A 24,434-nucleotide genomic window follows, 5' to 3' on the forward strand; every position below is an offset into this window, starting at 1 on the left:
AATTTTTGTTTTAAAAAACAAAAGACAAGCAGCTTAGTCCAAACAATTTAATGTTGGACTACAGTACTAATTACTTAAAAATCAAATAAGGAAGGTTTGGTCTAAAACTTGAACGTCCCTGACCAAGGGAGGAGGAGAATAATCTCTAAAAGAAGTGTTTTCTGTTTGTTGTTCAGTAAACAGATTTATGTATGAATAGATGAAAGTAGCAACCAATAACTGTTGTTCCTTATCTAATTTATCGAAAGAAATTTTTAAATTATCTTGCCCATCAACAACCAACTGCTCATCACTACAACAGTTTTTCTTGTTAATAAGGTCACATTCTTTTGAAGATGGTTTCTGCTGAACTTCCATACCACAAGATTCAACTGAACCAAACACAGAAGAATCCACTAAAACATCGCCACAGTAATGACTCTCAATAGTGAAAGACAATGTTGAGACAAACACTAAAAGTGCCATGCAAAAAGATGCTATTTTAAGAAAAATCTTCTTCATTGATTGTGCAAAGCTACAAAAATTTTAACACTTTAATTTTGTTTAACATAATTTTAAATTCCTATTTGGCTGATTGACTCAATTCTATAATATAGTCTACAAGGCCTTTAATCTCTAATGGCGGGTTGCCGTGGTCAAAGCTAGGTGACTCATATAAATCATCTTTGTAAAGAACTTTTAACTTCGAATGAGCAGCGCCATCAAATTTTCGTTTTTCAGACGGAGCTTTTAAAGAAGATAGATTTTTGAGTTTAATTTCATCTACTAATTCTAGTATTTTATTCCATTGTTTATTGTTCAGTTTTACCGTACTGCTCTTTTTTACAGTTCTATCTTCACTAAAAACAAGTGTCTCTTTGTTAACCTTAATTTTCTGATAAAAACCTCGGGTAACAGCTTCATATTCAAAAGCAAATTCATTTATCTTTTCTTGAGATACCATTGATTGTCCAACGATAAGGACTAGGAATATTATCACTAATTTCTTCATGGGAAATACATTTTTGATTAAAAAACTGAATTCACAAATTTAATAAACAGCTTTTTAGCGAAATATGATAAAAATCACATTTATTGTATTTGTCTAGCTATTATCTAGAGATATAAAATATTATTTAGAATAATTATAAATAATACTTGGTTTTTAAAAATATCATTTTATATTTGCCCTTATTTAAAATCATTCTAAATAATTTATAACAAATGAGAACTCTATTTTTCCTACTATTTATCTTACAATTTACAAATATATGGGCGCAAACTAATCCCCCAAAAAAGGATACTGTCCAACAAAAAACGGAACAGTTAAAAGAGGTTATTGTCTCTGGAAATACTATACTCGGTAGTAGATTTGAAGTTAAAAACAAAACTGGCTCTGCAAGTTATATCTCCAAAGAAGAATTAAAAAAATTCTCTTATACTAATATCAATAGGGTTTTACAAACAGTTCCAGGAATTAACATCTATGAAGAAGATGGATTTGGATTACGTCCAAATATAAGTTTAAGAGGAACATCGCCTGAGCGTAGTGCAAAAATCAACTTGATGGAAGACGGCGTACTCATTGCACCAGCCCCTTACAGTGCCCCAGCCGCTTATTATTTTCCAACAATAGCTCGAATGGAAGCCATAGAAATATTAAAAGGAAGTAGTCAAATTCAATACGGACCCAATACTACAGGTGGTGCCATTAATATGATGTCTTCTCAAATCCCGGACAAATTTTCTGGAAAGGCTTCAATTGCTGTAGGAAATTATGATTCCAGAAACACACAATTAGTTATTGGTGATAGCTATAAAAACTTTGGATTTGTAACAGACTATTTCAACTATAATTCCAATGGTTTTAAAGAACTTGATGGCGGTGGCAATACAGGGTTTGACAAATCTGATTATTTGGCCAAGTTTAGGGTCAACTCAAATTTAGATGCAAAAATATATCAGTCGTTAACATTTAAAATCCAATATTCTGAAGAAGAGGCAAACGAAACTTACTTGGGATTGACGGATGAAGATTTTGAGGAAAACCCTTATAGAAGATACAGGGCCTCGTCCGAAGATGTAATGAACGCCGAACATCAACAATACCAGCTAACCCATTTTATACAGGTATCCCCGTCGTTAAATATAAGTACTACCGGTTACCTGAATAAGTTCAAACGGAATTGGTACAAATTGGACGACGTAAATTTAGGCGAAAGGGTGAGCATTAGTGATATTCTGTCATCACCAATGGATTACCCCTTAGAATACCAGTCCATTTTGGGTAATGAAAATACCCAAGACGATGTTATGGGCGTAAAGGCAAACAACAGAACATATACGTCAAATGGTGTTCAGTCCATTGCCAAATTACGATGGGGTTCTGATTGGCTACAAACTCTGGAAGCAGGGATTCGTTACCACGAAGATGACGAGGACCGATTTCAATGGGTGGACAGGTATGCGTTTCAAAATAAAGAATTAATACGGACTACAGTAGGCGAAAAGGGTGCAGATGCCAATCGTATAAGTAGCGCAAAAGCATTGGCGACGCACCTCTTGTACACAATTAAAATTAAGAACCTGACCTTAACACCTGGCTTGCGATATGAAAATATAACCCTTACCCGAACGGATTATGGCACCAATGACCCAAACAGAACTGGTCAGGATTTAGCTATTCGCGAAAACAATGTAGATGTGTGGATTCCAGGCATAGGTGCAAATTACAGATTCAATAACTATATATCGGTTTTCGGTGGGGTACACAAAGGGTTTTCGCCACCAAGCAATACGCCAGGACAAAATGCCGAAGAAAGTATTAATTATGAGCTGGGTTCTCGATTTGGTTTTAAAGGTTTTTCAGGGGAACTTGTCGGGTTCTACAATGATTATAAAAATCTACTGGGAAGTGATTTGGCAGCAACAGGGGGTACCGGAAGCCTTGACCAATTTAATGCAGGTGAAGTTCGCGTAAGCGGCATTGAATTTTTACTAAATTACAATTTGCTATATAATACCTCAGAGAAATTTAAACTTCCTCTATCGATTTCCTATACGCTTACCGATACCGAATTCCTGACCAGTTTTGACAGTAACGAAGATATTTATGGCGTAGTGACCAAAGGGGATGAAATACCATACATTGCAAGAAATCAATTAAATGCAATATTAGGTCTACAGCATAAGAAATTTGAAGTAAACTTGAATTCACGATATACTGGTGCATTTAGAACTAGAGCTGGTTCAGGAGCGATTCCAGAAAATTTCAAAGTGGATTCTAATTTCATTTTTGACTTATCTGCGCACTATTTTCTCAATGAAAATTTTGCACTAACAACAAACGTAATCAACCTGTTTGACACAGAGTACACTGTATCTCGCGTACCAGCAGGTTTACGTCCTGGTCATCCCTTTGGGATTAATTTTGCAGTCAGATATCGATTTTAAGTTAAAATCTAAAATATGATATATATCATATTTCTGTTTAACCTTTAACATTACTTTTGAATAATTAAAATATTGGTTGCAAACATAAATATCTGATTTTTAATGTGTTAAATATATTAATTTGATTTTATCAATTTTTCAAATGTTAAACAAAATTTCTTAACTTTACAATGTGAAAACATTTTTTACTAAAATATTGTCTTTCTTTTTGGCGGCATCTATATTGTTGTCAACTACTTCCTTTACGGTGAACATGCATTTTTGCTGTGACAAATTAGTAGATATGGCATTTTTCAGTAAAGCTAAAGCCTGTAAGGATAAGGTTCAAAAAAAAGATAATCCTTTTAAAAAGTGCTCCACTTTACAAGAAAAAGATTGTTGTGACAATCAGACTATTCTAAAAGAAGCTAGTGATACTTTTAAAAAATCAAATCCCATTTTAGAAGTAGACACTTTAGTTTTCTTAAATACATTTATTTACTCGTATATCAACCTTTTTGAAGGACTAGAAAAAAACACAGTTCCTTTTGAGGCGTATAGGCCGCCCTTACTATCCAAGGAGATACATATTCTACACGAGACTTACTTAATTTGATTTTCTTCCTTGCAGATTGAACGCATCAATCTGCACACTCAATTATAGCCAAAGAATTACTTCTGGCTAAGCGTTGTTGTACTCGTTTTCCAACAACATAATTTATCAAATAAATTAAACCTGTAAGGCCAATGCCTTACAAACTATTGAGCGTAGTGCGCAATGGCAATACCAGTTATATAATGAGTTCGCCAAAAGAATTTTGGATTAAGAATATGGTCTGCAGTAGATGTCTGAAGGTAATAAAGCAGGAGCTGCATGAATTGGGTATTACAGTACTCTCACTAGAGTTAGGAAGGCTATTGGTGGAAGCACCTCATGAAAATGACAATACAATTACCGAAAACGTGGCAAATGTGCTTCACGCTAATGGTTTTGAAATAGTTCAAAGTGAAGAGGAAATGATAGTTGAAAGAATTAAAATTCTTCTAATAGAAGAACTTGCTGAATTACCGTTGCACATAAAAGTAAAGACTTCAGAACTCTTATCCTCAGCGTTACACCGTGACTATAAAATGTTAAGCAAACTATTTTCTGCTAATGAAAAAATAACTATTGAAAAGTTCTTTATCAAATTAAAAATAGAAAAAGTCAAGGAACTCATTCAGCTAAAACAGCATTCATTTTCTGATATAGGCTACTTATTAGACTATAGCAGTGTAAACCACTTGTCAAGACAATTCAAAGCAGAAACAGGAATGAGCATGACAGACTATAAAAATACTGAGGATTGGGAACGAAGCTTCTACGATGAAATTATATAAAAAACAACGAAAGTTATGCAGATATAGGTTTAGTACAACCATTAATTTTAACAAATTAAATCAAACTAAAAATGAAAAAATTTGTCATTACATTACTGCTTATTCCATATTTTGGAATAGCTCAAACTCTAGAAAACTTAGATTATATATCACCTTTTCATAACGAGGTTGCATCTGTAAAAAAAGGAAGCCAATGGGGTTTTATTGACCTAAACGGAAAATTAATCGTTGATTTTAGAGATGATTTGGTACTCACCAAAACAGACAACGCCAACTATCCAATTTTTAAAAACGATAGATGTTTGATTACTCATCAAAAGGATGGGGTTCTATACTACGGATATATAAATAAAAAAGGGGTAACTATTATTAAACCCCAATTCCTTAATGCCATTAATTTTAATGAAGGAAAGGCACTAGCACTAACGGTACATAAAGAGATTATAGGCTATAATGATATTTTTAAAAAAGACGTTGTCAATTATCATTATTTTGAAGTGGTTATAGATAGTATTGGAACTACAATTGACCACTTAAGTCAACTAGCCATACATATTTCCCCGAAATACACAAAAAGGAAAAATCCACCGCCAATAACATCAAAACTTGTTTCTACCAATTTGGTTGCTGTAAAAGGAAACGACGATAAATGGCAGATTAAAAAAATAAACTAAACAACTAACAAAATCAATAATTATGAAAACAAAACAAATCTTAGTGAGTAGCATTTTTGCGAGCTTGATGTATGTCTTGTTTGTAAGTTTTACTCATAATCCCAAAAATGAATACGAAGCTGTACAGCAAAAAAAATGGGTAGCACCTGCTAGTGCAGATAAAATACAAAATCCTTTAAAAGGAGATGCAAAAACTCTAGCCTCAGGTAAGAAAGTGTATAAGATGTTGTGCTTTGTATGCCATGGGCCAAAAGGTAAAGGAGATGGTATGGGCGGAGCAGGGTTAACACCAAAACCAGCGGATTTGACAAGCCCAACTTTTCAGTCGCAGTCAGACGGTGCAATATTTTGGAAAATAGAACAAGGACGATCACCCATGCCCTCTTATAAGACATCGATTCCAGAAAAAAAGCGTTGGGAAATTATTAATTATCTAAGAACTCTTAAACAATGAAAAAGCTAATTCTAATAACAGTAATCATTGTATTTACTCAAATGGCATTTAGCCAAACATATAATGATTTTAATACTGATAGTACAAGAACCTCAGAACCTTTTAAACCAAGTAAAACTCAGTTTATGATTAGAGGTTATGGCCATACAGGTCTGAATACATTAAGTAATGATGAAGAAACCGAATCATCTTATGTAGGGTCTGCCTTTGCACCCATCTTTTTATTCAAACATTCTGATAGGCTTCTGTTCGAGGCAGAGTTAGAGTTTGTATTAGAAGGTAATGAGCTTGAAGTTGGTTTAGAATATGCTGACGTCATGTATGTGCTTAATAAAAACATGACCGTTAGAGCTGGTAAGTTTCTGCTTCCATTTGGTACGTTTATGGAAAGATTACACCCAGCTTGGATAAACAGGCTTCCCACAAGGCCATTGGGTTTTGGACATGATGGTATTGCACCTTCTTCTGGCATTGGCGTAGAACTTCGAGGCGCTTTTGATCTTGGAGGACCAAAATTGAATTATTCTGTGTATTCTACAAATGGTCCAAGACTAAAGGATGGCAGTGAAGAACCTGAAGAAGCAGGAATGCTATTGTTTCAAAATTTTGAAGACAACAATAACAGTAAAGCTTTTGGAGGACGTATTGGGTTATTACCTTTTGCAGATTCTTCAACTGAAATAGGTTTTTCTACATATTCAACAAGTAAAGTTGGCGCTAGAGATTCAGATTACGAAAATGTTGGTGCGTTCTTATATGCAATCGATTTTGCTTTTATAAAACAAATACCTGCTATTAAAGGGTTTATTGATATTAAAGGACAATACAATAATTCTAATATTGATGATGCTACTTTTACCGAAGTTCATGAAGATGGAGATGAAGAGGAATATACCTTCGACAATAAAAGCAACTCGTTCTATGCCCAAATAAGCTATCGTCCAACAATGGCTAGTAGTGATTTCATGAAAAAGTTAGAGCTCGTTGGTAGGTATTCAAATCTCAATACACCGGAAGGCGCTGAATGGGAAGAACAATCTGATCAATATGCCTTTGGGCTAAACTATTGGCTAACCTGGAGGTCAGTTATAAAAGTGGCATACCAGACAACCGACGCTGTTGGTGGTCATGATGGTGGTGGCACAACTAATGGCTTCTTTGTACACTGGGCAATTGGATTCTAATAAACATATAAATACAGAAATCATGAAAACAATATATAAAATAGTTTTAATCGGTTTAATGCTGCTTATAACAGGGGCGGTAATTGTAAGCTGTTCCTCTACAAAGGATAAATATACAGCTGTTACAGATGTTGAAGACGAATTTAAAATTGAAAAATCTGGCGCACAATTATGGGGAGAAACTTGTAACAGGTGTCATTTGGCACCTTCACCAGCAGACTATAATGATACTGATTGGGAGACCATAAGTTTACATATGAGAGTTCGGGCAAATTTAACAGAAAAGGAAAGTAATAAGATATTGGAATTTCTAAAATCTGCCAATTAATAGCTTATAACACATTTCCCTTACCTATAGTTTAAAATGGATTTTGGGAATGTGATTATTAATTACAAATGAATGTTTAACTAAAAACAAATATTATGAAAAAACTAGCAATTATTTTATCTGCGATTGGGCTTTTAAGCTTAAACAGTTGCAGTCAAGAAACTGATGTAAAGGCAATGCTTGAAAATTCTGAAACACGGAGTGAAATCATAAAAACCATTTCAGAAAACCACGATTTCATGACAGAATTCATGGCAACTATGCGAGGCAATAATCACGCCATGCAAATGATGCAGGGCAACAAAAAAATGACGGGAAATATGATGAACAATAATGATGAGGGTTCCCAACCAAATGAAGAAGACCATTCTTCACATCACTAATCTAAAAAAAGAGACAATGAAAAATCACTGGATATGGATGGTCATCGGATGTGGCCTACCACTACTGTTCATCTTTTTAGCGCCATCATTTGGTATAGGAGACGGTTCATCCCTCTTCATTTTCATCATTTTCATGTTCGCCATCCACCTATTTATGCCTCATGGCTCACATGGCCATGGAGGGCATAACCATTCTGAAAAACAGAATAATCATAAACATGGTGAAGGAACATCTTCGGCTGAGACAAAAAAAGAACACAAAGGGCATCAACATCACTAAATACTTAAAACAATGAAGCAAAAATTTCAAATAAACGGTATTAGTTGTGGTGGATGTGTTTCACGCGTCAAGAAAAACTTAGAAGCACATCCCAACATAGAAAAAGCAGAAATTTTTCTAGCACCAAAAGGGGCTACACTCATTAAGATGAAGGAAAACCTTTCAATTGCTGAATTGCAAAAACAGCTCAGCAAACTTAACGGATATACAATAACAGAAATAAATTAATAACAACTAAAAATTAAAGATTATGCATTTTTACGACGGACATTTTGGAGGCATGCACCTAATATGGTGGATTATATGGATAGCATTCATTGCTTGGATATTCTTTATCCCAGCAGACATCCCATATCAAAAAACAAAGAAAGACAGCCCATTGGATATTTTAAAAAAGCGTTTAGCAAAAGGTGAGATATCCAAGGAGGAATATGAAGAGTCAAAAAAGATTTTAAACGCTAACAACTAATTAAAAACTAGAAATTATGAATCGATTTAATGTAAAAAAACTAGGATTTGCCTTCGGTCTTACTGGTGCCTTAATTTATATAGGCTGTATGATTGTAATGGCAACGGCAGGTCAAGAAGGTACAATATCTTTTTTTAATAGCCTTTTACACGGGTTAGATACTACTAGTATTATAAGAATGGATGTACCACTATTGGAAGCGTTCTTTGGTATTGTACAAACATTTATTATAGGATGGCTTATTGGTGCTTGTATTGGAGCCTTTTACAATGCACAAATAAAAGTGAAAAAATAAAAAAGATAAGATGCAATACGTCTGGTTTATATGGTCACTTATAATTCTCGCTCTCTGGGCGGCAATCTATTTGTCAAAAAAAAGACATAGAAAAGAAATGCTCAAAATGAGCCTCATCACTATGCCTTTCGGGTTAACAGAGCCCTTATTTGTTCCAGAATATTGGTTTCCACCTTCGCTGTTCGATTTGACAGAAAAAACAGGTTTCGACATAGAGAGCCTTATTTTTTCTTTTGCTATTGGAGGGATTGGTGCGGTACTTTACAACCTTATTTTTAAGCGAAGCCTCGTTGAAATTCCGCATAGCGAGCGTGGTCAACAAAGACATCGATTGCATATTTATATTCTCTTTATACCAGCGCTTGTATTTCTTACACTTGCCCTATTTACTTCACTTAACCATATTTATTGTGGCATTATAGCCTTATTTATTGGTGGATTGGCAACACTCTATTGTCGCCCAGATTTGAAAGGAAAGATTTGGGTTGGGGGAATCTTGTTTACCATACTGTACTTCATTTATTTCGGAAGTATTCTTCCGTTTTATCCTCAATATGTGGAGCTGTACTGGAATCTCGACAACCTAACCCATATTCTTTTCTTGGGCATTCCAATAGAAGAATTGCTGTTCGCATTCACTTTTGGAATGTACTGGTCGGGATTATTTGAGCATTTGTATTGGCATAAACTAATAAGCATAAATAAAACTTATAATCAATAAAAATGAAACAAATGAAACAAAGATCATTCAAACAAAAGAACCAAAAAACTATAGTATTAACGGCAGAAAACCCAATCGGAAGAATATTAAAACTGTCCATTAGCATTCTAGTCCTACTAGTAGCCTTCTTAATATTTATTTCATGTTCCGACAAGAAAAAACAAAAGGCTGAAACAGCAACACTAACAGTCACAAAAACAAAACCCATTCAAACGAATTCAACTGTTTCTTCTCAAGTAACTTATGAAATCGTACCAAATGAAAAAGTCTGTATGGTAAACGACAGATTTATGGGTGTAAAACAAATACCTATAGATGTAGATGGAACAACTTACTTCGGGTGTTGTCAAGGTTGTGTTGAAAAATTACAGAAAAATATAGATGATGTCCGCTTCGGAAGTAATCCACTCAATGATAAAAAAGTAGATAAAGCTTCGGCAGTTATTGTTCAGGACAAAGGCAACGGAAGTGTTTTTTATTTCGCTTCTAAAGAAGATGCCCAAGATTTTATAAGTAAGAATAAAGCATAATAAACATAATTGATAAAACATTTAAATGATGAAAATAGTGTTAGCAATAGACGGTTCAGAATTTAGCAAAGCTGCTGTAGATGAACTCAATAAAATGACATTACCGTCATATACTGAAATCTACATTATAAATGTATATGAATATCCTAAAACAACCGGTTTGGGGTTGCATACTATGGGCGGAAGGACAGGAAATTACATAGAAGAAATTAGAAGTAACGCTCAAAAATTGGGAAACAAAATCGTTTCAGAAGCTTCCGATAAAATCAAAGCTGAAAACAAGGCACTCACCATAACCACAAATGTTGTTAGTGGACTGCCCAAAAGTGCCATTCTCGAAAAAGCTGAAGATTGGGATGCCGATTTAATCGTAGTTGGCTCTCAAGGGCAGGGAGCATTTTCACGCTTTCTATTAGGCTCTGTTTCCCAGTATTTGGCAACACACGCCAAATGTTCAGTAATGATTGTAAAAGACAAGGGCGTAAAGTAAACTATTGCCAACACCAATAATAAAAAAATAAATATGAATGTCAAACACGCAAATAATAGCACAAATAACTCTAGCTGCAAGGTAATGGATGATATCTGCCTTCCAGATTCTGATCTACCTCGCGTAGTTATCATTGGTGGTGGATTTGCTGGTCTGGCATTGATAGAAAAATTGAAACACAAAGAGGTACAAGTTGTGTTGTTCGATAAAAATAACTTCCATCAATTTCAACCCTTATTCTATCAAGTGGCAACAAGTGCCTTGGAACCTGACAGCATTGTTTTTCCATTTAGAAAACAATTTAAGGGCTATAAAAATGTAGTGTTCCGTTTGGCCGAAGTCGAGGAAATTCAACCCTCATCAAATACACTAATAACTTCAAAAGGAAAAGTTCACTTCGACTATTTGGTACTTGCAACTGGTACGACCACCAATTTTTTCGGAATGGATTCCGTAGCCCAGAACAGTTTGGGAATGAAGGATATTCGCGATTCCCTGAACATTCGTCATATGATGTTGCAAAACCTGGAACAAGCAGCCATTACCTGCGATGATGATGTACGGGATGCCCTAACAAATTTTGTTATCGTTGGAGGTGGTCCCGCTGGCGTAGAAATGGCAGGAGCTTTGGCTGAATTTTGCAAATACATTCTACCGAAGGATTATCCAGAGTACCCTTCTTCCATTATGAACATTTACTTAATAGAAGCTAATGAGGAGTTGTTAAGCACAATGTCAGACAAAGCATCATCAAAAACTTTAAAGTATTTGAAAGACTTGAATGTAAAAGTACTATTCAATGAGTCGGTAAGTGACTATGATGGCTCGCAGGTTACCACAAAAAATGGAAAGAAAATTTTAGCAAAAAACCTAATCTGGACAGCTGGCGTAAAAGGTCAATTCCCAAAAGGTGTAGAAGAAAAACACGTAGTAAAAGGCAACCGGATTAAAACCGATTCCTATTTAAAAGTAGAAGGTTTTGAAAACATTTTTGCCATAGGCGACATAGCGGCTATGATTACAGAAAACACACCAAAAGGGCATCCACAGGTGGCTCAAACAGCGATTCAACAAGGCAAATATCTTGGTGAATCCTTGTTGAGGCTTATGAAAAACAAACACATAGAACCTTTTCACTATAAAGATAAAGGTTCCTTGGCTACTGTAGGAAAGCGTAAGGCAGTCGCTGATTTGGGCAAATTCAAATTTGCAGGTTATTTCGCTTGGCTCTTATGGTCAATTGTACACTTATTATCCATAAGCGGATTTAGAAATAGATTGATGGTTGGTTTTAATTGGGCGGTAAGCTATTTCACTTATGAAAAGAGCAACCGCCTGATTATTAGAAATTTTAAGCCACAAACCGTTAGTCAACAAACAAAACTTAAAATAGATAATAAAGAAGAAGTTGAAAATATAACCCGATAATGTTGAAAACTAAAACATATAGTGGAATTCATAGTGTATTCAATGCTACCTCAAAAGGCTTGAACAACACAGGTATTGTACTTCTCATTGCGGTCATCATTGCAATGGTATGGGCCAATTCACCTTGGCAAGAAATCTACCGCGGTTTAATGAAAACTAACATCTCATTTACCATAGGCCGTTTTGAAATTACTGAACCGCTGTTACTTTGGATTAACGATGGGCTGATGGCATTGTTCTTCCTTCAAGTAGGACTAGAATTAAAAAGAGAAATATTGGGCGGAAAGCTTTCAACTCTTCAAAATGCTGTACTTCCTATTGGGGCTGCCGTAGGTGGCATGGTTTTTCCTGCCTTTATTTATTTTCTATTTAATACCACAGGTGAAGCTTCTCAAGGCTGGGGCATTCCTATGGCAACAGATATTGCATTTTCTTTGGGTGTATTGGCACTTTTTGGAAAGCGTTTACCCGTAGCTCTGCGCGTATTTTTGGTAACGCTTGCAATCGTTGATGACTTGGGAGGTGTCTTGGTGATAGCGCTCTTTTATACATCGGGCATTTCAACAATGGATTTGTTCCACGCACTACTTTTCTTCGGCTTATTGATAATTGGCAATTATGCAGGCGTCAGAAAAACTTGGTTTTATGCCATTATAGGGATAGGTGGTGTATGGTTGGCTTTCTTTTTCTCTGGAGTTCATCCTACTATTGCCGGTATACTGACAGCTATTGCTATTCCAGGACGTGTAAAAATTAAGGAAGATACTTTTCTAAAACGTTTAAGTACGCTTCATTCACGTTTTACGAAAATAAAACCAGTAAAAGGAGCACTCATTTCTAGTGAGCAACTCGAAATACTGGAAGAAATCAAGTCAACAAGTTCCCAAGCAGAAACACCTCTTCAAAAGCTAGAAAAAGCATTAAATCCTATTGTTAGCTTTTTAGTGCTGCCTCTTTTTGCGTTGGCAAATGCAGGGATTCACTTGCACGGTGAAGTTGGTCAGGTTTTACTCAATCCCATTAGTTTAGGTATTGGCGCAGGATTAGTTTTAGGAAAGTCCATTGGCATTGTATCAATTTCAAGGCTACTTGTGGCTTTAAAACTAGCCAAATTACCCGATGCAGTAAATTGGAATCAACTATATGGTGTCGCCTTTCTGGCAGGAATCGGATTCACAATGTCTTTGTTCATCAATGAATTGGCTTTTGTAAATGAAGAATTCATTTATACGGCAAAAATCGGCATTCTGTTTTCCTCTCTTATTGCAGGAATAATCGGTTCAATCATTTTAATTAAAAGTTCAAAAAAAATAATAACAAATAAAATAGTAAAACAATGAAAAAAATAGCAGTAATAGGATATGGTGTCATTGGTAAAAGGGTTGCTGATGCAATTGCACTACAGGATGATATGGAACTAACAGGTGTTTGCGATATCATAAGCGATTGGCGCATACAAAACGCCGTTAGAAAAGAGTATGATATCTACGCAGCCACTGAAGAAGCAGCTGATAAAATGAAGTCTGAAGGAATTTCAGTAAAAGGAAGTATGCAGGAACTTTTGAAAAAAGCTGATTTGGTAGTGGACTGTACGCCAAAAAACATAGCCGCTAAAAATGTAGAAATCTATAAAGCAAAAGGCATAAAATTTATTGTTCAAGGAGGCGAAAAACACAAAACCACAGGGCATTCCTTTAGTGCCGAAAATAATTATCAATCAGCTATAAACTTGGATGCTACAAGAGTTGTTTCTTGTAATACCACGTCTATTTTAAGAACCTTGACCGCTTTAAAAAGAGCTGATTTATTAGACTATGCAAGGGGAACACTTTTAAGAAGGGCTACAGACCCTTGGGAAAGTCATTTGGGCGGTATTATGAACACAATGGTTCCCGAAAGAGATATTCCCAGTCATCAAGGACCCGATGCCCAAACTGTTGATTCTGATTTAGATGTCGTCACTTCTGCAGTAAAAGTACCTGAAACCTTAAGCCATATGCACTATTGGAATGTGAAGTTGAAAAGACAAGCCACAAAAGAGGAAGTGCTTAACGCCCTTAAAACATCTAACCGTATTAAACTAATTCAATATGACCAAGGTCTAGTTTCAAACAATACCATTAAAGAAATGTTCTTGGATATGGGAAGACCGTGGGGCGATATGTACGAAGTGGCTCTTTGGGAAGATATGCTTAAAGTACAGGGAGACGAACTTTTTTATGCATACGTGGTCGATAACCAGGCCATTGTTATCCCTGAAACTATCGATGCTATTAGGGCACTTACAGGAATTGAAACAGATGGGGCTAAATCCATCTTGAAAACAAATCAAAGCTTATCTATTGCATAAAGAAATACGAATGTCCAACAATAGAAAAATAAAAAATCGCTACAACAGAATAGCCAAATATTTTGACTCATTAGAAAGACCAATGGGAACAAGTGGTTTTGCTAAATGGCGAAAGGAGATAGTGTCACAAGCAACTGGTAAAACCTTGGAGGTTGGCGTTGGAACGGGCAAAAACATTCCTTTTTATCCCGAAAATATTGACATAACTGCAATTGATTTTAGTAAAAAAATGCTTGAAAAAGCCAAAGCAAAGTATCAGAATAGTCCGCTCAAAATCAATTTCCTTGAAATGGATGTGCAAAATATGGACTTTGAAGATAACACTTTCGATACCGTGATTACAAGTTGTGTATTCTGTTCTGTTCCAGATCCTGTAAAAGGTTTAAAAGAGATTAAAAGAGTGCTAAAGCCAAATGGCCAGCTTATTATGTTGGAACACGTTAGAAGTAATGGTAAAGTGTTAGGCAAACTAATGGATTGGTTCAATTTCATACCACTAAATATTATGGGCGCTAACATTAATCGTAAAACCAAACAGAATTTAATAAAAGCTGGTTTCAACGATGTTAAGGTAACTGAACTATGGAAGGATATTGTAAAATACTTCTATGTGAAAAATGAAAATTAATATAAGGAAGCTATAAAAAATAGAATTATGAGTACATATGAAAACATAATACAAAACCTTGGTGAAAAAGCTGATTTCTACTTGAATCATATTTGTGAAAAAATAACAAAAGATGAATTGCAGACACCAAGTGATAAAAATCTTGATAAGGTTTTTACAAATAGTAACAGAAATCCACAGGTACTTAGAAGCCTTAACCAATTATACAACCACGGAAATCTTGGTGGCTCAGGCTACTTGAGCATCCTTCCTGTAGACCAAGGCATTGAGCATAGTGCTACTTTCTCATTCTATAAAAATCCGGATTATTTTGACCCGGAAAATATCATAAAACTCGCCATTGAGGCAGGTTGTAATGGTGTGGCTTCCACCTTTGGTGTTTTGGGACTGAATGCGCGAAAATATGCCCATAAAATACCTTTTATCGTAAAGATTAACCATAATGAGCTGCTTACCTATCCCAATAAATATGACCAAACGCTATTCGGAAAGGTAAAATCGGCTTGGGATATGGGAGCAATTGCCGTAGGAGCTACGATTTATTTTGGCTCACAGGAAAGTAACAAACAGCTTAAGGAAATAGCCGAAGCTTTTGAAGAAGCACATAATTTGGGAATGGCCACCATCCTATGGTGCTATACCCGAAATGAAGCTTTTAAAACTAAAAAAGAAGATTATCACGCAGCTGCTGATGTTACAGGGCAAGCAAATCATTTGGGTGTAACTATTCAAGCAGATATCATTAAGCAAAAGTTACCTGTAAACAACTTTGGTTTTAAAGAGATAGGCTTCGGAAAATATGATGATGATATGTATAAAACCCTCACTACCGACCACCCTATTGACCTGTGCAGATTACAAGTCGCAAATTGCTATATGGGTAAAATAGGACTGATAAATTCAGGAGGCGGTTCCAAAGGTGAATCGGATTTAACCGAAGCTATTACAACAGCAGTAGTTAATAAGCGTGCAGGAGGCTCAGGACTAATATTAGGAAGAAAGGCTTTCCAAAGGCCTTTTGGTGAAGGAGTAGAGCTATTGAGGTTGGTACAAAGTGTTTATTTGGATTCAAAAATTAATATTGCTTAACAAAACAAAAAATGTTTGATACGGAGATAAAATCACTTAAATCACTCAATCACTACCTTTTAAAACTGGTAGAAAGTCGTCTATGGCTAAAAGTTATCATTGCCCTATTCTTGGGTGTTGGATTTGGTCTGCTATTGAGTCCACAAAATGGCTGGATAACGAAAGAAACTGCAGATGTTCTAGGTAACTGGTTGGCATTACCTGGTGTCTTATTTCTAAAATTGGTACAGATGATTATGATTCCATTGATTGTGGCTTCCATCATCACAGGAATCGCCAGTAATGATAAGGATAGTCTAAAGAAATTAGGTGGTGGCGTATTATTATATTTTCTGGGCACTACCATAGTTTCGGTTAGTCTCGGAGTTATACTATCACAACTATTCAAACCTGGACGTTTTCTACATCAACAATCTTTAGTAGAACATAACGATGTAACCGCAACCAATAGTGAAAGTGCTGAACTATCCTTCGGAATCGAAACGATTCCAGATGCCATTTCTAACCTGCTTCCTGAAAATCCTCTGGCATCAATGGTAAGTGGTGAAATGTTAAGTATTGTGATTTTCACAATCATTATTGGTGTAGCTGTGCTATCTCTTGAAAATGCTTTACTGCGCCCAGTAAAGCTTCTTTTAAGTGCTATTCAGGAAGTCTGTATGACGGTGGTAAAATGGTCAATGCTTCTAGTGCCTATTGCCGTTTTTGGTCTTATGGCGCAGCTTACCTCTAGTGTTGGTTTGAGTTCTCTATCTGGTCTTACCTACTATGTAGTTGTTGTCCTGCTTGGTCTGTTGTTTTTGGTAATTTTCTATTTAGGGCTGATTGTTCTTCTGGGAAAAGCAAACCCTATGCATTTCCTTAAAAAAATAAGGGATGTTCAATTATTGGCTTTTTCAACCACAAGCTCTGCTGCTGTGATGCCACTTTCTCTTCAAACAGCCGAGGAAGAACTAAAAGTAGACAAGACTATTAGCAATTTTATCATTCCCATAGGCGCCACCGTCAATATGGATGGAACAGCACTCTATCAAACCATAACCACTCTATTCATAGCTCAAGCCTATGGATTGGAAATGAGTTTACTAAACATTATTGTGGTCATCGTTACCATCGTTGCTGCTTCCATTGGCACACCTGCAATTCCAGGAGGTGGTGTGGTGATACTCGCTTCTGTTTTGGGAAGTGTCGGTATACCAGCCGAAGGCATCATCATTATTATTGGTGTAGAAAGATTACTCGGAATGTTCAGGACTGCTGTAAACGTAACGGGTGACCTTACAGCTTGTATGGTTTTTAATAGGTTTTATGGGAAAGCCCCAGTCTTAATTAAGGATAAAACTGATGTTAACTTTAAATAACCAAATATGACATTACTTCTAATATCCATATTGTTCATTTTTCCTGTTGTCGCTATAGCAGGATATCAACATTATAAGATTGTTAAGCACCCAGATTATGATGCCAACAAAACACTCTTAAATTATGAAATAGTAGGTTCTGGAAGAAGTAAACTCGTTTTATTGCACGGTTTAACAGGCTCGCTGAATTATTGGAAACGCAATTTAGAAAGTATTTCAAATACACACACTTTGCTATTAATAGACCTTCTGGGTTTTGGTGATTCACCTAAACCACAAAATGATTATTCGCTTTCAGTTCAACTAAAAGCTTTAGAATTGGTTTTACAAAAAGAAGGATTCAATGATGGAAGAACGATTATAGGAGGGCATTCAATGGGTGCTATAATTTCAATGGCCCTATTGGAAAAACACTCAAATTGGTTCAAAGCAGGCATTTTTATTGGAATACCTGTTTATAAGGATGCAGATGAATTTAAGAAAGTTATGTCCTCACATTCCTTTGTGGATAGGATATCAACAAGCAAATTCTCTAAATACATCTGTATGATTCATCCCATTTTTATGTCGCGTGCATTTAAACCAGACAACCTCACGGATGATGTTTATGAAGATGCAAAAAAACATCATTGGCAGAGCTATTATTATTCGCTTACGAGGGTAATTCTAAAAACAGATTTATACAGGATTGCAAGAAAGATTAGAGATAGAAAAGTGCTTTTCATCCACGGAGCAAAAGACACTACCGCACCACTCAAGAATGCCATAGACTTGTCGAGGGTATTTACAAACGTAAAAACTGCTATCTCTACGGAGGGTGACCATCAGTTCTTTCTAAAAGAAGCAGAATTTGTATGGGATACAATTCAAGATTTTTCTGTTTCAGATAAAAAATTACAAAAAACAATATCAAATGAGCACAAATAAAATAAAACATATAGGTGTATTTACCTCTGGAGGTGATAGTCCGGGAATGAACGCTGCATTATACGCTATTACAAAATCTCCGGAAGTAAATGGTATAAAAGTAAGTGGTTTTCGAAAAGGATATGAAGGATTGATAGACGGTGACTTGGTTCAATTAAAGTCGCACGAATTACAAAAACTGACCCAAAAAGGAGGCACTATCCTAAAGACCGCAAGAAGCAAACGTTTTCTGGAATTGGAAGGTCGAAAAAAAGCCTTGCAAACCCTAAACGCAAACAAAATAGATGCGTTGATTGCCATTGGTGGTGATGGCACATTTAAAGGACTACTCGCTTTTTCAGAAATATGCAACATTCCGTTCATAGGCATTCCTGGCACTATAGATAATGATATCTCAGGTACGGATTATACCCTTGGTTTTGATTCCGCAGTAAACACAGCCATTGAAAATATTGATAAAATAAGGGATACTGCCGAATCTCACAATCGGGTATTTATTGTGGAAGTAATGGGACGGGATTCAGGTTACATCGGCATTCATTCAGGACTAATGGTTGGTGCGGATGCCATACTAATTCCAGAAAGCGATACGGACTTTATGTATCTATTGGATAAAGTAAAAAATTACGACAGTGAGGATGCTTTTCTAATCGTAGTTTCTGAAGGCGATGAAATAGGTGCCGAACTCGTTTCTTCAAAAATAAAGGAAGTCAATCCCAATGTCGATTTACGTATTACCAAGCTTGGCCACGTACAACGAGGTGGAAATCCTTCTGCTTTAGATAGAATGTTGGGCATTAGGCTCGGCGTTGCTGCTGTAAACGCCCTTTTACAAGGTAGAAGCAACGTAATGGCTGGTGTTTTAAACAATCAATTACACTTTACTTCTTTTGAAGAAGTGGTCAAACAGCATGAAGTAAATAAAGAGTTGAAAGAACTTTTAGAACTATTTGGTAAACAAAAACGAGAAAAATGAAAACATACACAGAGGAAAGACCTTGGGGAAACTTTGAACGCTTTACCCATAATGAAATAAGCACCGTAAAAATACTTACGGTCAATCCAAACGAAGAGCTAAGCCTACAGTTTCACCATAACAGGGAGGAATTCTGGAGAGTAATGGATGGAACGGGAAGTTTCGTAATTGGCGACAAAATAAAAGTTGGCCGGAAAGGGGACGATTTTTTTATCCCGAAGGAAACCGTACATCAAATAAAAACATCTGATTCTTCGGTAAGTATCCTTGAAATTTCTTTTGGAAATTTTGATGAAAACGATATTGTCAGGCTAAAGGACAAATACAACAGGGAAGACCCCAAATAAATATTACAATATGGAACATACACATCAAATTAATACCAGAATACCCATAGAGAAAAAAGGGATACTGCTCAGTCCCACTAAATTGAAATTTGAGAGCAATGGGGTTTTAAACCCTGGAATATTTCAAGAAGGTGAAGAGGTGCATATCTTTTACCGTGCGGTGGAAGATGGCAATTACTCCACCATTGGATATGCCAAAACCAATGAGCATTTAGATCTCATAGAAAGGAAATCAAGCCCGTTAATAACTCGTGATTTTGATTATGAAAAACATGGTGTGGAAGATGCTCGTATTGTTAAAATTGAAGATATCTATTATTTAACTTATACAGCTTATGACGGCATCAATGCCATGGGTGCTTTGGCAACTTCAAAAGACCTGAAACATTTTGAGAAAAAGGGGATAATCACACCGTTCATTACCTACAATGAATATAAATACCATTTGGAGCATTGTAATCAGGAAAGATTGAATCCTAAGTATTATTATTACTACAACTTGTTTGCACAAATTGGATTGGTAGATGAAAAACATAGGTATCTGAGGGATAAGGACATTGTCTTATTCCCAAAAAAAATCAATGGTAAATTTGTAATGCTCCACCGTATATGGCCAGGAATACAAATAGTACAGTTTGAAAAATGGGAAGACCTTACCAAAGAGTTTTGGGAAGATCATATAAAGAACCTTCATGATCATATCCTCATGGATCCCCTATTTGATTTTGAAGTGAATTATCTCGGTGCCGGATGCCCTCCCATACAAACAAAAGATGGTTGGCTGATGATATACCACGGAGTTTGTGAAACCCACGTTGGAAAGACCTATCACGCCGCCGCTGCATTACTGGATATTGATGACCCCTCAAAAGTAATTGGACGATTGCCCTATCCCCTATTTTCCCCGGTAGAGGAGTGGGAACTGAAAGGTGTAGTAAACCACGTGGTGTTCCCAACAGGTACGGCATTGTTCGGGGACGACCTCCATATCTATTATGGAGCGGCCGACAAGCATACGGCTGTAGCCAAAGTAAGCCTGAAAGCATTATTAAATGAATTAAAAAAAACAGCTATATCATGAAAAATCATAAAATTTTATTCGTTTGCTCATATCCTCCACGCGAGTGCGGAATTGCTACTTTTTCACAAGATTTAATTACATCCCTAAAAAAAGGCTTTGGTACTACAATGCAAATCGAGGTGTGTGCACTAGAAAATGAGTGCTGCGACGCTAATGATTATCCAGAAGAAGTTACATATAAAATAGATGCCCAAGAGTTAAGTTCCTTTTTCAAAGTAGCTAATAAGTTAAATGAAAGGGACGATATTGGGATGGTTTGTGTACAACACGAGTTTGGGCTGTTTGGAGGTGACTACGGTAGCCATTTAGTGGCTTTCCTTCTTAAGTTAGACATCCCAATCTCTTGTGTGTTTCATACGGTTCTTCCCAATCCTGATAAAAAAAGAACTAAAATAATGCAGGCGTTGGATGATCTTTCCGAGAAACTGATTGTACTCACAAACAAATCCGCAGAAATACTAGAAATTGATTATCATATTGATACTAACAAAATAGCTGTCATACCCCATGGCACCCATATTGTGCTGTGGAAAGAAAAACAACGTCTTAAAAATAAATATGGCTTTCAAAATAAAAATGTGCTATCTACATTTGGTTTATTAAGTGAGAATAAAAATATAGAAACAGCACTCCGTGCATTGCCAAAAATACTCCAAAAATTCCCTAACACAGTTTATCTGGTTTTAGGCAAAACACATCCTGAAATACTAAAGAGAGAAGGCGAAACATATAGAGATACGCTTTTAAAAATAGTCGATAACTTGGGCATTAAGGACCATGTCATTTTTATAAACGAATATTTGGAACTTACCAGGTTGCTGGAATACCTATCCTTATCCGATGTTTACTTATTTTCATCTAAAGACCCCAACCAGGCCGTTAGTGGTACTTTTGCTTACGCCATGAGTTGCGGAAACCCGGTTATATCCACACCTATTCCCCATTCCAAAGAATGTCTTGATCCCAGTACTGGTATTCTATTGAATGATTTTGAAGATCCCATAGAAATTAGTAACGCTGTTATCGATTTGCTGGAACAACCGCTAATAGCAACATCCATGGGAAAAAACGCCTTTCTTAAAATGCGTGCTTTTAGTTGGGAAAATGTAGCCATTTCCTATTCCGATATTTTTCAGGATTATTTGCAACACAATGATTCTTTGGATTTTAGTTTGCCACCCATAAAAACAGACCATATTGAAGACATGACTACTGACTTTGGGATGCTTCAATTTTCAAATTTTAGTGTCCCGGACACGTCTTTTGGTTATACGCTTGATGATAATGCGAGGGCGCTAATAGCAATGCTTATGTATTATAAGCAAAAAAGAACGGACAAAGTCCTGCGACTCATTGAAATTTATATGGATTTCATTGTGTTTTGCCAACAGGACGATGGACTGTTCTATAATTATGTGGATTTTGAAGGGCAATTTACTGTTCAGAATACCGAAGTGAACCTGGAAGATTCCAATGGCAGAGCCATTTGGGCGCTTGGCTATGTGTTGTCTGATACGGAAAACCTACCAAAAAGTTTAGTAGCCAAAGCAGAAAACTGTTTTAAGAACGTCATACAAAATGTAGCAGATTTTAATTCCCCACGAGCCATTAGCTTTATATTAAAAGGACTTTATTATTATCAAGAAAATGAGCCTAAAACCCAATATAATCAGTTAGCAGATACATTGGCCGAAGAGCTCTTGCGCATTTTTAATATTACCAGTGATAAAAAATGGGAATGGTTTGAAGATTACCTGACCTATGCCAATAGTATATTACCAGAAGCACTTTTATATGCGTGGCTTATCACAAAAAATAAAAAATACAAGGACGTTGCCGAAACTACTTTTGACTTTTTATTGTCACAATATTTTATGAAAGGACAAATTAAAGTCATTTCTAATGACGGATGGTTTCACAAAAGAAACAAACGTACCTTTCATGGTGAACAACCCATTGAGGTGGCTTATACCATTCTTTCATTGGACCTGTTTTATAGAGTTACCCATAAAAAGAAATACGCCAAACAGCTTCATACCGCATTTAGTTGGTTTTTAGGCAATAACCATCTCAAACAAATTATGTACAATCCTGTTAATGGCGCTTGTTATGATGGTCTCGAAGAAGATAATATTAATATAAATCAAGGTGCAGAATCCAGTTTGTGCTACTTAATGGCGCGTTTAGTTGTTGAGAATTACCCTTTGGAGGTGGGTCTTAAAGAAACTAAATCAGATTTAAAGTTAAAAGAAGGAATTGGTTTTAAGACATTGTCAAAGATATCGTCCAAGAAAAGCACATCGGTCAAAGTTTAAAAATAACAAGAAATGTATCAAACAGTTAGCGATTTTAACCCTACCAAGCAATAAAAAAGTAGTCATGACAGAGGCCTTTAAAAATATCAACCCTTTTATCATTGGATTACTCATTAGTATGGGTATAGGTCTGATCCTTGGATTGGAACGTGAGTACGACAAGTTGAAAGAGGAAGAAGGTTTTGCAGGCATAAGAACCTTCCCAATTGTGGCAATCATCGGTTTTATATTAGGAAACCTTACCACAGCTTACACACCTTGGTTGGTCATTATTATTGGGGCAGCATTTCTCTTGTTTTTGGCTTTGAGTCATCTTTCTATCGTGCAAAAACACCTAATGACGGGGATAACAACCAATATGGCATTGTTCGCTACGTTAATTTTAGGTGTTATGGTTGCTAATCATTTGCATAAAGAAGCAGTTGCCACCGCAGTTATAGTGGTTACTCTGTTATCGTTAAAAACCACCTTCAATACATTCATAAAGAATATTACTTCAGAAGAGCTTTTTGCCTTTATAAAGTTTTCAATTATCGCGCTTCTTATTTTGCCTTTCTTACCAAATCAAGACTATGGACCCGAAGGTTTATTAAACCCTTTTGAGATTGGAGCAATTATAGTGATTGTCTCTTTTCTGAACTTTATCGGCTACTTTCTTGTAAAATATGTAGGTTCTAAACGTGGTATTTTGCTCACCGCGATTTTAGGCGGATTGATTTCAAGTACTGCTGTAGCTTGGATATATGCTTCCCGAAGTAAGGAATCGCCAGAACTTTCAAAAGAATATGCTGCCGGTATCATTATAGCTTCTGCCATAATGTTTCCCAGACTCGCTATTCTGGCCTATATTTTCAATAGTGCCATACTTTCCTATTTAGTTATTCCATTTACCATTCTTACCCTTATCTGTTTGGTAAGTGCACTCTTATTCATCAAAAAGAATACAGATGTCCCAAAAACAGCTATCAACCTTGGCAATCCTCTCAATATTTGGAACGCCCTTGGGTTTGGTGGTATTTATGTGATTATCCTGTTTGCCGTTTTTTATGGAAATCAATTTTTTGGCGAAAGCGGTTTATACTATTCGGCACTCATTGCGGGATTGGCAGACACCGATGCAATAACTATTAGTATGGCAAAATTTGGGTCTTTGGAAGAAAAACTCGCACTGGCAACCAATGTCATTATAACAGCCACCATAAGTAATATGATTGTAAAACTTGGGATTACCTATTTCAAAGGCTCTAAAAAAACGGGGAAACTCGTGATGCTAATTTTTGGAACTGTTATCCTTGTCGGGATAGTCTACATTTTAATACAATTAGGAATTTAA

At 36.1% G+C, this 24,434-nt stretch carries 29 protein-coding genes; 27 read left to right on the forward strand and 2 right to left on the reverse strand.

Translation table 11 applies throughout. From position 1 onward, the window contains the following. Positions 1-81 precede the first annotated feature (81 nt). Entirely contained in the window at positions 82-501 is a 420-nt protein-coding gene (locus DZ60_RS0104170; RefSeq protein WP_025740722.1) for an HYC_CC_PP family protein, read from the reverse strand. Positions 502-562: 61 nt separating this feature from the next. Continuing rightward, the gene (locus DZ60_RS0104175; RefSeq protein ID WP_025740724.1) at positions 563-991 is read right to left on the reverse strand and encodes a hypothetical protein; all 429 of its coding nucleotides are present in this window, start codon (positions 989-991) and stop codon (positions 563-565) included. Positions 992-1,203: 212 nt separating this feature from the next. On the opposite strand from DZ60_RS0104175, the gene DZ60_RS0104180 reads away from it, so the two are divergent. From DZ60_RS0104180 to DZ60_RS0104310, 27 genes are all read left to right on the forward strand, one after another. Next, positions 1,204-3,432: a TonB-dependent receptor family protein gene (locus DZ60_RS0104180; protein ID WP_025740726.1), complete on the forward strand. Its 2,229-nt coding sequence runs from the start codon at positions 1,204-1,206 to the stop codon at positions 3,430-3,432. A gap of 172 nt (positions 3,433-3,604) precedes the next feature. Continuing rightward, positions 3,605-4,027, forward strand: a complete 423-nt coding sequence (locus DZ60_RS0104185; RefSeq protein WP_025740728.1) for an HYC_CC_PP family protein — start codon at positions 3,605-3,607, stop codon at positions 4,025-4,027. 182 nt (positions 4,028-4,209) lie between these two features. Beyond that, positions 4,210-4,791, forward strand: coding sequence for a helix-turn-helix domain-containing protein (locus DZ60_RS0104190; protein WP_025740730.1), 582 nt, complete (start codon positions 4,210-4,212; stop codon positions 4,789-4,791). 71 nt (positions 4,792-4,862) lie between these two features. Next, positions 4,863-5,465, forward strand: a complete 603-nt coding sequence (locus DZ60_RS0104195; RefSeq protein WP_025740732.1) for a WG repeat-containing protein — start codon at positions 4,863-4,865, stop codon at positions 5,463-5,465. 22 nt (positions 5,466-5,487) lie between these two features. Beyond that, entirely contained in the window at positions 5,488-5,919 is a 432-nt protein-coding gene (locus DZ60_RS0104200; protein WP_025740733.1) for a c-type cytochrome, read from the forward strand. Next, on the forward strand, positions 5,916-7,103 hold the full coding sequence (locus DZ60_RS0104205; RefSeq protein WP_025740734.1) for a porin family protein: 1,188 nt from the start codon (positions 5,916-5,918) through the stop codon (positions 7,101-7,103). The genes DZ60_RS0104200 and DZ60_RS0104205 overlap by 4 nt, the downstream gene beginning before the upstream one ends. 22 nt (positions 7,104-7,125) lie before the next feature. Continuing rightward, entirely contained in the window at positions 7,126-7,431 is a 306-nt protein-coding gene (locus DZ60_RS0104210; RefSeq protein ID WP_034228690.1) for a hypothetical protein, read from the forward strand. Positions 7,432-7,526: 95 nt separating this feature from the next. Next, positions 7,527-7,814, forward strand: a complete 288-nt coding sequence (locus DZ60_RS0104215; protein WP_025740738.1) for a hypothetical protein — start codon at positions 7,527-7,529, stop codon at positions 7,812-7,814. Continuing rightward, complete coding sequence (locus DZ60_RS0104220; protein WP_241448711.1) at positions 7,786-8,094, forward strand: hypothetical protein; 309 nt, start codon at positions 7,786-7,788, stop codon at positions 8,092-8,094. The genes DZ60_RS0104215 and DZ60_RS0104220 overlap by 29 nt, the downstream gene beginning before the upstream one ends. A gap of 12 nt (positions 8,095-8,106) precedes the next feature. Next, positions 8,107-8,322, forward strand: a complete 216-nt coding sequence (locus DZ60_RS0104225; RefSeq protein ID WP_025740741.1) for a heavy-metal-associated domain-containing protein — start codon at positions 8,107-8,109, stop codon at positions 8,320-8,322. Positions 8,323-8,344: 22 nt separating this feature from the next. Beyond that, on the forward strand, positions 8,345-8,563 hold the full coding sequence (locus tag DZ60_RS0104230) for an SHOCT domain-containing protein (protein WP_025740743.1): 219 nt from the start codon (positions 8,345-8,347) through the stop codon (positions 8,561-8,563). A gap of 16 nt (positions 8,564-8,579) precedes the next feature. Further along, positions 8,580-8,858 carry a DUF5676 family membrane protein gene (locus DZ60_RS0104235; RefSeq protein ID WP_025740745.1) on the forward strand — a complete coding sequence of 93 codons (279 nt, stop codon included), beginning with the start codon at positions 8,580-8,582 and terminating at the stop codon, positions 8,856-8,858. Between the two features lie 121 nt (positions 8,859-8,979). Continuing rightward, the gene (locus tag DZ60_RS0104240) at positions 8,980-9,579 is read left to right on the forward strand and encodes a lycopene cyclase domain-containing protein (RefSeq protein WP_241448712.1); all 600 of its coding nucleotides are present in this window, start codon (positions 8,980-8,982) and stop codon (positions 9,577-9,579) included. An 11-nt stretch (positions 9,580-9,590) separates the two neighbouring features. Beyond that, the gene (locus DZ60_RS24005; protein WP_152537361.1) at positions 9,591-10,109 is read left to right on the forward strand and encodes a hypothetical protein; all 519 of its coding nucleotides are present in this window, start codon (positions 9,591-9,593) and stop codon (positions 10,107-10,109) included. Between the two features lie 28 nt (positions 10,110-10,137). Beyond that, the gene (locus DZ60_RS0104250) at positions 10,138-10,599 is read left to right on the forward strand and encodes a universal stress protein (RefSeq protein ID WP_025740751.1); all 462 of its coding nucleotides are present in this window, start codon (positions 10,138-10,140) and stop codon (positions 10,597-10,599) included. A gap of 33 nt (positions 10,600-10,632) precedes the next feature. Next, positions 10,633-12,027: an NAD(P)/FAD-dependent oxidoreductase gene (locus DZ60_RS0104255; RefSeq protein WP_025740753.1), complete on the forward strand. Its 1,395-nt coding sequence runs from the start codon at positions 10,633-10,635 to the stop codon at positions 12,025-12,027. Further along, entirely contained in the window at positions 12,027-13,367 is a 1,341-nt protein-coding gene (gene nhaA / locus DZ60_RS0104260; RefSeq protein ID WP_034228643.1) for a Na+/H+ antiporter NhaA, read from the forward strand. The genes DZ60_RS0104255 and nhaA overlap by 1 nt, the downstream gene beginning before the upstream one ends. Continuing rightward, positions 13,364-14,377 carry a type II glyceraldehyde-3-phosphate dehydrogenase gene (locus tag DZ60_RS0104265; protein ID WP_025740756.1) on the forward strand — a complete coding sequence of 338 codons (1,014 nt, stop codon included), beginning with the start codon at positions 13,364-13,366 and terminating at the stop codon, positions 14,375-14,377. The genes nhaA and DZ60_RS0104265 overlap by 4 nt, the downstream gene beginning before the upstream one ends. Before the next feature lie 10 nt (positions 14,378-14,387). Next, positions 14,388-15,005 (forward strand): class I SAM-dependent methyltransferase, encoded by a 618-nt coding sequence (locus tag DZ60_RS0104270; protein WP_025740757.1) that lies wholly within the window; start codon positions 14,388-14,390, stop codon positions 15,003-15,005. 27 nt (positions 15,006-15,032) lie between these two features. Then, positions 15,033-16,094, forward strand: a complete 1,062-nt coding sequence (locus DZ60_RS0104275; protein WP_025740758.1) for a class I fructose-bisphosphate aldolase — start codon at positions 15,033-15,035, stop codon at positions 16,092-16,094. Between the two features lie 11 nt (positions 16,095-16,105). Further along, the gene (locus DZ60_RS0104280) at positions 16,106-17,455 is read left to right on the forward strand and encodes a dicarboxylate/amino acid:cation symporter (protein WP_025740760.1); all 1,350 of its coding nucleotides are present in this window, start codon (positions 16,106-16,108) and stop codon (positions 17,453-17,455) included. Between the two features lie 6 nt (positions 17,456-17,461). Beyond that, positions 17,462-18,382 (forward strand): alpha/beta fold hydrolase, encoded by a 921-nt coding sequence (locus DZ60_RS0104285; RefSeq protein ID WP_025740762.1) that lies wholly within the window; start codon positions 17,462-17,464, stop codon positions 18,380-18,382. Further along, positions 18,369-19,358 carry an ATP-dependent 6-phosphofructokinase gene (locus DZ60_RS0104290; RefSeq protein WP_025740764.1) on the forward strand — a complete coding sequence of 330 codons (990 nt, stop codon included), beginning with the start codon at positions 18,369-18,371 and terminating at the stop codon, positions 19,356-19,358. Before DZ60_RS0104285 ends, DZ60_RS0104290 begins: the two co-directional genes overlap by 14 nt. Then, positions 19,355-19,705 (forward strand): phosphomannose isomerase type II C-terminal cupin domain, encoded by a 351-nt coding sequence (locus DZ60_RS0104295; protein WP_025740765.1) that lies wholly within the window; start codon positions 19,355-19,357, stop codon positions 19,703-19,705. The genes DZ60_RS0104290 and DZ60_RS0104295 overlap by 4 nt, the downstream gene beginning before the upstream one ends. A gap of 10 nt (positions 19,706-19,715) precedes the next feature. Next, entirely contained in the window at positions 19,716-20,786 is a 1,071-nt protein-coding gene (locus DZ60_RS0104300) for a glycoside hydrolase family 130 protein (RefSeq protein ID WP_034228646.1), read from the forward strand. Then, positions 20,783-23,101: a glycosyltransferase gene (locus DZ60_RS0104305; protein ID WP_025740768.1), complete on the forward strand. Its 2,319-nt coding sequence runs from the start codon at positions 20,783-20,785 to the stop codon at positions 23,099-23,101. Before DZ60_RS0104300 ends, DZ60_RS0104305 begins: the two co-directional genes overlap by 4 nt. Before the next feature lie 64 nt (positions 23,102-23,165). Beyond that, positions 23,166-24,434: an MgtC/SapB family protein gene (locus DZ60_RS0104310; protein ID WP_025740770.1), complete on the forward strand. Its 1,269-nt coding sequence runs from the start codon at positions 23,166-23,168 to the stop codon at positions 24,432-24,434.

This window comes from Aquimarina pacifica (assembly GCF_000520955.1).
Taxonomy (GTDB): Bacteria; Bacteroidota; Bacteroidia; order Flavobacteriales; family Flavobacteriaceae; genus Aquimarina; species Aquimarina pacifica.